This is a genomic window from Agathobaculum desmolans ATCC 43058 (assembly GCF_000701665.1).
GTDB lineage: Bacteria > Bacillota > Clostridia > Oscillospirales > Butyricicoccaceae > Agathobaculum > Agathobaculum desmolans.
The window spans coordinates 1-10971 of sequence record NZ_JNJN01000064.1 but is presented as its reverse complement, the minus strand read 5'-3'; the positions used below and the strand labels follow the sequence as shown (position 1 = coordinate 10971).

The window sequence follows — 10971 nt, the reverse complement described above, 5'->3', positions numbered from 1 at the left end:
TTGAAATATTGTATTTGGCTACGATATCATCCACACTGCCAATTCCGCTAAGATACTCTTCAATGCAATGAATCTTAAATTCCTTGGAATACCTTCTGTTTCCACTTACAAAGGCTTCAATACCGTTCGCTTCGTACTTGGATATCCATCTATATATCTCGTCACGATTCATTCCATAAACATCTTGTAATTGAGAATAGGCAACCTTACCCGACTTATACGCTTCTATGATTTCTATTTTCTTCTCTGGAGTGAATTTTATTTTGCCCATAAAAAATCCTCCTAAAGTAGATTTTGGTTTTTTCCATGGTCTACTTTAGGAGGATCATATCATACAGCCTGACTTTTTGCATTGCACACGGATATACACGATCATCATACCAACAGATCCATTTTGGAATCCGCCTCTGTAATCGGACGCAGCGGCCGGCACGGCACCCCAACCGCAAGATACCCCGCCGGGATATCCCGCGTGACCACACTGCCCGCGCCGATCACCGCACCATCCCCAATGGTCACGCCGCCCAGCACCACCACATTGGCGGCCAGCCACACGCAGCTGCCGATATGGATCTCCCGCGCAAACTCGGACATGGACACATGCCCGTCCGGATAGCGCATCTGCGTACGCTCCTGCGGTAAAAGCGGATGATCGGTCGCCATCAGCGAAACATTCGGCCCGAACATCACATGATCCCCGATAAAAATACGGGCATCATCCATCACCGTCAGGTTAAAATTACTGAAAAAATTTTCTCCGATAAACGTATGTGAACCGTAATTGAACTGGATCGGTCCCTGAAAATAATACTTTTCCCCGATCGCTCCAATAAACGAACGCACCAGCGGCAAACGCGCCGGATCATATTCGTCCATCGTGTTGAACTTCTGGCACAGCGTATGCGCCTTGTGCTTGATGTCGCGCAGCTCCTGTGTGCGCGCGTCAAACAGCTTGCCTGCAAAAATCTTTTCTTCCTCGGTCACAGGATACCGCCTCCAACTGCCTGTCAGTCAGGCCAGCGCTTTTTTCAGTTCTTCAACCTTATCGGTCTGCTCCCACTTTACGCCCAGCTCTTCACGACCCATATGGCCGTAAGCAGCCAGTGCCTTGTAGATCGGGCGGCGCAGCTCCAGCGTTTCGATGATCGCCGCCGGACGCAGATCAAATACGCGGCGCACCGCTTCGGCCAGACGATCCTCCGCCACCGTACCGGTGCCGAACGTCTCCACCATAATGGAAACCGGCTCCGCCACGCCGATGGCATAGGCAAGCTGAATCTCGCAGCGCCGGGCCAGACCCGCCGCCACAATGTTTTTTGCCACCCAGCGCGCAGCATATGCACCCGAACGGTCGACCTTGGTCGGATCCTTGCCCGAAAACGCGCCGCCGCCGTGCCGGCCAATGCCGCCGTAGGTATCCACAATGATCTTGCGGCCGGTCAGTCCGGAGTCGCCCTGCGGGCCGCCAACCACGAAACGGCCGGTCGGGTTGATGAAATACTTGGTGTTTTCATCCAAAAGCGCCGCAGGAATGACCTGCCGCACAACCTGCTCGATCATATCATGGCGAATCTGCTGCAGGGATACCTCCGGGCTGTGCTGGGTGGAAATGACCACGGTATCCACACGCACCGGGCAGTTATCCTCGTCATACTCCACCGTGACCTGACTTTTGCCGTCCGGACGGAGATAGGTAAACATGCCGTTCTTGCGCACCTCAGCCAAGCGCTTGGCCAGCTTATGCGCCAACGAAATGGGCAGCGGCATCTTTTCGGGCGTTTCATCGCACGCATAGCCGAACATCATGCCCTGATCGCCCGCACCAATGGCGAGATCGGCATCCTCTGCGCCTTCCTTGCGCTCGAGCGAGTTGTCCACGCCAAGGGCGATATCCTCGCTCTGCTCGTCGATCGCGGTGAGCACCGCGCAGGTATCGCAGTCAAAACCATACTTGGCGCGGTCGTAGCCGATCTCGCGCACGGTATCGCGCACGATCTTCGGGATATCCACGTAGCAGGTAGTCGATATCTCGCCCATGACCTGCACCATACCGGTCGTACAGGTGGTCTCGCAGGCAACGCGCGCGCTGGGATCATGCGTTAAGATCTCGTTAAGGATCGCATCCGAAATCTGATCGCAGATCTTGTCGGGATGTCCCTCCGTCACGGATTCCGAGGTGAAAAAATGATGTGCCATTTTCAGTGTTTCCTTCCTTTCTGTTCGCCATGAGGGCATAAAAAAACGCTCCCCAAACGGGAGCGAAATGACCAGTTTGCCCCCTCATCTTTCGTGTTCTTACGCCGGATTTGGCACCTTACGCGACTTTTTCGCGCAGGTTGCCGGGTTTCACAGGGCCGTTCCCTCCACCGCTCTCGATAAGGTCATATATTTATTTACGAGGATTATTTTATATAAAAACCGTGCTTTTGTCAAGGGATAAATTCGGTAAATGTGGAGATTGTATGCGGATTGACATTTTACACGCTCGCGCGTATATTAAATAAGTAAGAATTTGCCCTGTTGCCGCCCGCGGGCGCGGCAGGGATCGCTTACCCGCATTTTTGTGCCCGCAGGCACATTGTTATACCATGGGAGAGAAAAAGGATCTATGAACGTAACTGTTGGAATCGATATCGGCTCAACAACGGTCAAGCTCGTTGTGGTGCGCGATGGAGAGATCATCCACAAACATTATGAACGGCACTTCTCCAAGGTGCGCGAAAAAGCGGTCGAGCTGGTGCGCAATGCACGCAGCCTGATCGGCGAAGATGTTCCGCTGCGCTGCGCAATTACCGGTTCAGCCGGGCTGGGCGTGGCCAAAGCGGCGGATATCGACTTTGTGCAGGAGGTATTCGCCACCCGCAAGGCCGTTGGGGTACATGTGCCGCAGGCGGACGTAGTGATCGAGCTGGGCGGCGAAGATGCCAAGATCGTGTTTCTGTCCGGTCAGTTGGAAGAACGCATGAACGGCTCCTGTGCCGGCGGCACCGGCGCGTTCATCGACCAGATGGCGGTGCTGCTCGATGTTACCCCCGGTGAACTGGACCAGCTCGCAGGGGGGGCGGAACGCCTTTATACCATCGCCTCGCGCTGCGGCGTATTTGCGAAAAGCGATATCCAGCCGCTTTTGAACGAAGGTGCGCGCAAGGAGGATGTTGCCGCCTCCATCTTTCAGGCGGTTGTCAACCAAACCGTCGCCGGGCTTGCGCAGGGGCGCGAGATCAAGGGCGACGTCCTGTTCCTCGGCGGGCCGCTGTTCTTCTTTAAGGGATTGCAGAAGCGTTTTCAGGAGACCCTGCGGCTGGACGATGCCCATGCCCACTTCCCCGACCTTGCGCCTTACGCCATCGCGGCAGGCGCAGCCGAATACGCAGCCGGTACACAAAAAACCTACACCGTTGATTCCCTGCTGCAAGCATTAGAGCAGGCAGCAGGTGCACCGGTCGTGGCACAGTATCTGCCGCCGTTGTTTGAAAACGAAGCGCAGTATGAGTCCTTCAAGCGCCGCCACAGCGTACACGATGTGATGACCGAAAACGTCACTGTATACCAAGGGGACGCTTATCTGGGGATCGATTGCGGCTCAACAACCACCAAATTGGTATTGATCGGAGAGGATCATCAGATCCTGTTCCACCACTACCAATCCAACAAGGGCAACCCGGCCGATGTGATCCGCGAGCAGCTTACCCGGCTGTATGAGCTGTGCGGCGACCGGGTACATATCGTTTCTTCCGCTGTGACCGGCTACGGCGAAGCGCTCATCCAGAATGCGTTCGGCGTGGATTTTGGACTGGTCGAAACCGTCGCACATTTCCGTGCTGCCCGCCATTTCTGCCCGGATGTGGATTTTATCATTGATATCGGCGGACAGGACATCAAGTGCTTCAAGATCCGCAACAAGTGCATCGACAACATCTCGCTCAACGAAGCGTGCTCCTCGGGCTGCGGCTCGTTTATTGAAACCTTTGCCCGCTCGATGGGATACTCGATCGAAGAGTTCTGCAAGCTGGGCCTGTTCGCCCGGCATCCGATCGACCTTGGCTCACGGTGCACGGTATTTATGAACTCCTCGGTTAAGCAGGCGCAGAAGGACGGTGCAGGCATTGATGCGATCTCCGCCGGATTATCGGTCTCTGTGGTCAAAAACGCGCTGTACAAGGTCATCCGCGCCCACTCGCCGGACGATCTCGGCCAGCATATTGTTGTGCAGGGCGGCACCTTCCTGAATGACGCGATCCTGCGCTCGTTCGAGCAGGAGATCGGCCGTGATGTCACACGCCCTGCCATTTCCGGTCTGATGGGCGCTTACGGTGCAGCACTGCACGCCAAGGACAACCGCCCCGCCCAAACCACATTGGTCGGCACAGAGGTGCTGAACGGCTTTTCCCATACCGTGCGTGCGGCACGCTGCGGCCTGTGCGAAAACCATTGCAGCCTGACTATCAATGATTTCGGCGGCGGCAGGCGTTTTATCTCGGGCAACCGCTGCGAGCGCCCGCTCGGCGGGCCGCACAAAGCCGACCTGCCCAACCTGTACCGCTGGAAGCTGGAAAAACTCCGCAGCTACGGTGAGGCGGATGACACCCCTGCGCCGCTCGGCACGGTCGGCCTGCCGTTCGGCCTGAACAACTACGAGCTGACGCCGTTCTGGACTACTTTCCTGCGCCGACTCGGCTTCCGTCCGGTGCTGAGCGACGTATCCACCCGCGATATGTATATGCTGGGGCAACACTCCATTCCATCGGATACCGTGTGCTATCCCGCCAAGCTGATGCACGGCCACATCGAAAACCTGCTGGAAAAGGGTGTCGATGCAATTTTCTATCCCTGCATGACCTATAATATCGACGAAGGCCGCGCCTCCAACTGCTACAACTGCCCGGTCGTTGCGTACTATCCCGAGCTGCTGCAGGCCAACGTGCATGCACTTGCGGAGCAGGACTTTATGATGCCCTACTTCGAATTGTCCGACCCCAAGCGGTTTGCGCGGCATGCCGCCAAATACTTCTGCGGCAAATATCCGCAGCTCCGAAAAAAGCAGGTGTTCGCCGCAGCAGACGACGCCTACCTTGCACTGGCAGATTACTATGCGCAGGTGCGCGAGGAAGGCCGGAAGGCGATCGCCTATGCAGATACCCATGGACTGGAGATCGCCGTTCTCGCCGGCCGGCCGTATCATGCCGATCCGGAGATCAACCACGGGATCGATCAGCTCATCGCCTCGTTCGGCATGGTCATCGTGACCGAGGATGCTGTGTGGCAGCTCACCGAAGCGCCCGAGGTGCATGTACTCAATCAGTGGACCTATCATTCCCGCATGTACGGCGCCGCCAAATACGTAACGCAAAAGGAAAATGCACAGCTCATCCAGCTGGTTTCCTTCGGCTGCGGCATCGACGCGATCACAACCGACGAAATGCGCGCCATCTGTGAAAACGGCGGCAAAATTTATACACAGCTCAAGATCGACGAGATCAGCAACCTCGGTGCGGCCAAAATCCGCATCCGCAGTATGCTGGCCGCCGTAGAGGAGGGCAGAAAACTTGCACAACAACACAACCGCTGATACCTATGAACGCCCCAAATTCACCGAGGAAATGCACCGGGATTATACAATTCTAGTGCCAAATATGTTGCCGGTCCAGCTTGGCCTGGTCTGCCGGCTGATGCGCAACTTCGGCTACAACATGGAACTGCTGCACACCAGCGGCCCGAATATTGCCGAGCAGGGACTGCGCAATGTGCATAACGATACCTGCTACCCCGCCCTGCTGGTCATCGGCCAGCTGATGGATGCAATCGAATCCGGCAGATACGATGTGCACAAGCTGGCGCTGATCCTGCCGCAGACCGGCGGCGGCTGCCGCGCCTCCAACTATATCCACCTGATGCGCAAGGCGCTCGAAAAGAACGGATACGGTTTTATTCCGGTCATCTCACTCAATTTTTCCGGTTTGGAGGAGAACCCCGGCTTCCAGCTCACCAAAACCATGCTGATGCAAGTTGCCTATGCACTGCTGATCGGCGATCTGATCATGATGGTGGCGAACCAGTGCCGCCCGTACGAAGCAGTTCCCGGCTCGACCGATAAGGCCATCCAAATCTGCATGGATGCGGTAACCGCCCGCTTTACCGGCGAGCGGCTGATCCGCTACGGCGAGGTCAAGCACTTGTACCGCTATGTGCTGGAAGCCTTCGGCAAAGTCCGCTTGGATAAAACCCGCAGAAAAAAACTGGTCGGTATTGTAGGCGAGATCTACGTTAAATTTTCCCCGCTTGGCAATAACCATCTGGAAGAATTTCTGCTGTCCGAGGGCTGCGAGCCTGTGCTGCCCGGCCTTATGGACTTCTGCCTGTACTGCATTTACAACGCAGTAATCGACCGCAACCTCTATGGCCGCAACCCGAAAACCGCAACCCTCTATAAGCTGGTATATCAGTTTGTGCTGGGCAAGCAGGCAGACATCATCAAGCTGATGAAAAAGGATGGCCATTTCCGTCCCCCCATGCCGTTTGACGAGGTTCGCCAAAAGGCGCGCGACATCATCGGCGAAGGGGTTAAAATGGGCGAGGGCTGGCTTCTGCCGGCCGAAATGGTCGAGCTGATCCACGAAGGTGTGACCAACATCGTATGCACGCAGCCCTTCGGCTGTCTGCCCAACCATATTGCCGGCAAGGGCATGATCCGCAAGATCCGTGAGGTCTATCCGCAGGCCAATATCGTCGCGGTCGACTATGACCCCGGCGCTTCCAAAATCAATCAGGAAAACCGCATCAAGCTGATGCTGTCCTCCGCAGAATAAGCCCCGCAAAAAGAACAGGCAGGAAACCCGATAACCGGTGTTTCCCGCCTGTTTTCTTTTTCATCCCATCCCACACATCGTGCAGGCCGTGCGGATCACAAAGCACAGTCCCAATCCGCACACCGTGGGCAATAGCGCCGCCACTGCCGTCCATTTGACGCTGCGCGTTTCCTTCCAGATAGTCAGGCAGGTGGTCGAGCACGGCCAGTGCGCCACGGTAAATACCAGTGTGCACAGCGCTGTGCAGGCCGTCCATCCATTTGCAAGCAGCAGCGCATGAAACGCACCGGGGTCAGCCACCCCGGCCAGCGTACCTGTGCAGAGATAGCCCATCACGATCAATGGCATCACCAGCTCATTGGCCGGAAACCCAAGCACAAATGCCAGCAGGATCACACCGTCCAGCCCAAACCATCGTGCAAAGGGATCGAGCCATGCCGTCAAGTGTGTGAATACCGAGGCATCGCCCACCATGATATGACTCAGCAGCCAGATGACTACGCCGGCCGGAGCCGCCACTGCCGCCGCACGCCCCAGCACGAACAGCGTTCGATCCAAAATGCTGCGCACGATCACAGGTCCGGGCTGCGGCATCCGGTAGGGCGGCAGCTCCAACGTAAAGGAGGAAGGCATCCCGCGCAGCACCGTGGCAGACAGCAGCCGGGACACCGCCAGCGTCAGCAGCACGCTGCCCGCGATCACCGCAGTAAGCAGCAGCGCACCGCCCGCCGCGCTGCCCGCAAAAAATACCGAGCATAAAAAAATCAGCAGCGGGAACCGCCCGTTGCAGGGCGCAAAGCTGTTGGTCAGCACAGCGATCAGCCGCTCACGCGGCGAATCGATGATACGGCAGCCAATTACACCGCAGGCGTTGCAGCCAAAGCCCATGCACATGCTTGGGTAAAAAGTGGATGCGAAGAGAATGCACCGCACGCCGATATGTAAAAATGGAATACGCAAGAGAATTGCGTATTCCATTTATGTTATCCATTCCGCGATATGCGGCTCCGGCAGAAACCGGAAGAAAATCTTGACCGTCTGCTGCTTTTGTTTGCCCTGTTCGGTCTTTACGGTTTTGCCTTGCCCGACCTCGATGCGCTCGATCAGCTCAAACAGTAGCGTCGTGTTCAGCTCCTCGATGTTGGCATAGCGGCGGATAAGATTGCGCAGTCGCGCCTGCAACGCTTGCAGTCCTGCGTCCTTCTCTTCGTTCGGAAGAGCCCGGAGCGCGGCTTCCTGCTGTGCAGCATGTGTATTGTTCGTTTCGAGCAGCTGATAGAACGTATCGTCGTTGAGTCGCCCTGCCGCGTGGTCGTGGTACAGCTGATTCATAATGCGGCGCGTGTTTTCGAGTTCGCGCGTCAATCGCTCCCGCTCGCGGTGGGTCTCCTTGCTGCGCATATCCAGCTGCAGACGGCGGTTCAGACGGTCGAAGATTTCGTCACACTCTCGTTCCGTCAGACATACATACTGACGAACCGCCCCCAGCACGCAATCGTACAGCTCTTCGTATGCGATGAAATGGTTAGTGCAGGCGGATTTTCCGTGCAGCTTGTACGCACCGCACGCGAGGTTTGCTACGGAGCCTTTGCGCCGTGTGCCGACCGTTGACATCGCTTTGCCGCAGTCCGCACAGAACGCCAGACCGGAGAACAGGTTTTCGAACGCGCCCTTGCGGTCGCAGCGCCGTGCGGCGCGTTGGTGCTGCACGGTTTCGAAAGTCTCCCAGCTGATAAGCGGCTCATGACGGTCGGGCACGACAATCCATTCCTCCTCGGGCAGCTCCTTAGTTTTGCGGATTTTGAGACTAGGTTTATGAGTTTTGCCCTGTACAACGCAGCCGAGATAGACTTTGTCGCACAAAATTCGGCTGATACCGACCGATGTCCATGCTTTGTGTTTGCTATAACGATCGATATCGAGCGCGGTATAGATATTGCATCGATACACTGCGGGCGACGGCTCGCCGCACTCGTTTAGCCGCCGGGCAATTACTGCTGGACGTTCGCCTGCCGCCGCCCAGCAAAAGATCTGCCGTACAATTGCGGCGGCATGGTCATCTGGAATCAGGTGGTTTTTGTCATTCGGGTCTTTTGCGTAGCCGTAGGGCGCAAAATTGCCGATGTATTGCCCCTCTTTCATTTTGGCACGCAGCGCGCTGGTGATCTTGCGGCTGGTGTCACGCGCATACATTTCGTTGATCATATTGCGGAAAGGGGCGAGGTCAATATCCGCTTTTGCGGTGTCGATGCCGTCGCTGACCGAGATCAGCCGTACACCGTGTTCGGGGAAGATCAGCTCAAGATAGCTGCCGGTTTGGATGTAGTCGCGCCCGAGGCGGGAGAGGTCTTTGACTAGGATGACATCGAACCGATCGTCCCGCATATCACGCAGCATCGCCAAAAACTGCGGACGATCAAACCGCGTGCCCGACCAGCCGTCATCAATGTATTCCCGCACGACTGAAAATCCGTTTCTTTGGGCGTAATCTCTCAGCAGCTTACGCTGGTTTTGGATGCTCTCGCTTTCACTTTGGCTGTTGTCATCGTGGCTGAGGCGCATGTAAAGCACCGCGCGCGATTTAGGCTTGCTGCATGCCATGGTTTTCACTCCTTTCCTGTGTAGTCGTGTTCGGACAGCCGCACACCGCCGCAGCGCAAGGCTGTCAAAGCAGGATTACGAGCGTGATACTTCGCGCTCAAACTGCGCGGCAATGATGTTCTCGAGCAACGCGAGCAGTAAGGACTCGGACAGCTCGGAACGGGTTGGTGTGGGGGATTGGTTCATCGTTGACACTCCCTTCTGTATGGTCATCCACCCGATGGGTTCTGCTGTAAAATATATGCGTGCGCTTGCGCGTATTTGCAGTACATTGCTACCGCTTGCGCGACATATTGCGTTTGACAGAGTGCGCCACCGTGCGGTTATGTGCTTCGATTTCGCGTTTCCGATCGCCGGCGGGGGTGCGTTCGCCCTGCCGCTCTTTCTGCCAATCGATACGGCTAAGGTGAGGAATGGGAAGACGATTGATGCCCTGATCCCGTAGGCTTTCGTGGCTGACGCGCACATCCAAACCGTTGCGCTCGTAAGCGGCATTTTGCACAACCGCCCACCGTTCACGCCAGCGATGAATATACTCGAGCTTGTCGGACTCCCGATCCTTTTTGCAGCTGAAACCAGCTGCCTCGATCGTTCTGGTCGGCACGATAATGTGCGCGTGCGGGTTGTTTCGCGTCGGGTCGGTTTGGTTTCTACCCTCGTGAATTGCGGCGATTGCGCACAGGTCGTGATCTAAAAAGCAACAGCCGATAAATTCCGCCACGATTCGCCGCAACTCTTCCAGCGGCAGCTCGTTCGGCAGCGAGCCCTTGAATTGCCGTGCCGTGCGGGCATCCCAGCGCTTCTCCGCCTGCTCAATTGCCGTACAGAGCCCCTGCAAATCGTGAAAGTGATCAGGGGCATGGGAAGGCTGAAAAATCCGGCAGTCCAGCACATCGCTGCGCCGGGTGTAAAAGGTAGTGTCGAGATAGTCATCGTGCAGACATTCGCCAGTGATATAGTTCGCCAGTCGCGTCACCGACTGTCCATGCCTGCGACTAACGGTACTGATCTCAAGATGATAATTCGCCATAACATCACTTTCCTTCTGACTCTCCGTGTCCACTTACACATTGCACACTTCTGAGATGTTGTGTCGCTCTGCCGCTATCGTTTCCAGCATTTGCATCTGCTTCGGCGATGCCGCCAGTGCGTCCATGATGCATTCAAATCGGTCAAGCTCGCTCTGCTCCGCTTTTTCCAGTTCCGGAAAGAACCGGAGTACCATAGCTGATATGTACCCCCTTTACTGGACACCCAGTAGAGGGGGTATTATTATGCGGTACACATATGAGTATAAAAGGAAATGTGTAGAAATGTATCGAGAAGGAAAATGGCCAGAAACGCCAGAAGGTATTAGCGATAAATCCTTTCGAGATAAAGTGAGACTATGGGTAAGAACAGAGGATAGCCGCGGTCCAGAAGCACTGAAACACAAAAATTTCAATAGGAACTGGACACCAGAAGAACGGCTAGAACTAGTATCCCAAGTAATGTCCGGGAAATCCTGTGTGTCAGTGGCAATCGAGGCCGGTATTCAAGATAGACTATTGTATCAATGGGTTCA

10 protein-coding genes and 1 riboswitch are annotated in these 10971 nt (G+C 55.8%); of the genes, 3 read left to right on the top strand and 7 right to left on the bottom strand.

Going from position 1 to position 10971, the window contains the following annotated elements; translation table 11 throughout:
• From T363_RS0112790 to metK, 3 genes are all read right to left on the bottom strand, one after another.
• Positions 1-271: helix-turn-helix domain-containing protein (locus T363_RS0112790; RefSeq protein ID WP_031476429.1), on the bottom strand; the 271-nt coding region annotated here is incomplete at its 3' end.
• A gap of 104 nt (positions 272-375) precedes the next feature.
• Positions 376-984: a sugar O-acetyltransferase gene (locus tag T363_RS0112785; RefSeq protein WP_031476428.1), complete on the bottom strand. Its 609-nt coding sequence runs from the start codon at positions 982-984 to the stop codon at positions 376-378.
• Positions 985-1011: 27 nt separating this feature from the next.
• Positions 1012-2196 carry a methionine adenosyltransferase gene (gene metK / locus T363_RS0112780; protein WP_031476427.1) on the bottom strand — a complete coding sequence of 395 codons (1185 nt, stop codon included), beginning with the start codon at positions 2194-2196 and terminating at the stop codon, positions 1012-1014.
• A gap of 81 nt (positions 2197-2277) precedes the next feature.
• Positions 2278-2382: riboswitch (SAM riboswitch) on the bottom strand.
• A 226-nt stretch (positions 2383-2608) separates the two neighbouring features.
• On the opposite strand from metK, the gene T363_RS0112775 reads away from it, so the two are divergent.
• Both T363_RS0112775 and T363_RS0112770 read left to right on the top strand, forming a co-directional pair.
• Complete coding sequence (locus tag T363_RS0112775; RefSeq protein WP_031476426.1) at positions 2609-5569, top strand: acyl-CoA dehydratase activase; 2961 nt, start codon at positions 2609-2611, stop codon at positions 5567-5569.
• Positions 5547-6806: a 2-hydroxyacyl-CoA dehydratase gene (locus T363_RS0112770; protein WP_242840283.1), complete on the top strand. Its 1260-nt coding sequence runs from the start codon at positions 5547-5549 to the stop codon at positions 6804-6806. The genes T363_RS0112775 and T363_RS0112770 overlap by 23 nt, the downstream gene beginning before the upstream one ends.
• A 60-nt stretch (positions 6807-6866) precedes the next feature.
• Here T363_RS0112770 and T363_RS14755 read toward each other — a convergent pair whose 3' ends face one another.
• The 4 genes from T363_RS14755 to T363_RS16150 form a co-directional block, all read right to left on the bottom strand.
• A complete protein-coding gene (locus T363_RS14755) occupies positions 6867-7784 on the bottom strand; it encodes a nucleoside recognition domain-containing protein (RefSeq protein WP_051643276.1) in 918 nt (305 codons plus the stop codon).
• The gene (locus T363_RS0112755; RefSeq protein ID WP_031476423.1) at positions 7785-9407 is read right to left on the bottom strand and encodes a recombinase family protein; all 1623 of its coding nucleotides are present in this window, start codon (positions 9405-9407) and stop codon (positions 7785-7787) included.
• Between the two features lie 274 nt (positions 9408-9681).
• Complete coding sequence (locus T363_RS0112750) at positions 9682-10437, bottom strand: MobA/MobL family protein (RefSeq protein WP_031476422.1); 756 nt, start codon at positions 10435-10437, stop codon at positions 9682-9684.
• A gap of 33 nt (positions 10438-10470) precedes the next feature.
• Positions 10471-10632 (bottom strand): hypothetical protein, encoded by a 162-nt coding sequence (locus T363_RS16150; protein ID WP_154658812.1) that lies wholly within the window; start codon positions 10630-10632, stop codon positions 10471-10473.
• 88 nt (positions 10633-10720) lie between these two features.
• Between T363_RS16150 and T363_RS0112740 the strand changes: the two genes are divergently transcribed.
• A partial coding sequence (locus T363_RS0112740; protein ID WP_242840282.1) for a transposase occupies positions 10721-10971 on the top strand: 251 nt, incomplete at its 3' end.

Bases quoted from the DNA above. Each gene is read 5' to 3' on its own strand.
- metK (WP_031476427.1), bottom strand. From the start codon at position 2,196: ATGGCACATCATTTTTTCACCTCGGAATCCGTGACGGAGGGACATCCC.
- T363_RS0112775 (WP_031476426.1), top strand. From the start codon at position 2,609: ATGAACGTAACTGTTGGAATCGATATCGGCTCAACAACGGTCAAGCTC.
- T363_RS14755 (WP_051643276.1), bottom strand. From the start codon at position 7,784: ATGGAATACGCAATTCTCTTGCGTATTCCATTTTTACATATCGGCGTG.
- T363_RS0112755 (WP_031476423.1), bottom strand. From the start codon at position 9,407: ATGGCATGCAGCAAGCCTAAATCGCGCGCGGTGCTTTACATGCGCCTC.
- T363_RS0112750 (WP_031476422.1), bottom strand. From the start codon at position 10,437: ATGGCGAATTATCATCTTGAGATCAGTACCGTTAGTCGCAGGCATGGA.
- T363_RS16150 (WP_154658812.1), bottom strand. From the start codon at position 10,632: ATGGTACTCCGGTTCTTTCCGGAACTGGAAAAAGCGGAGCAGAGCGAG.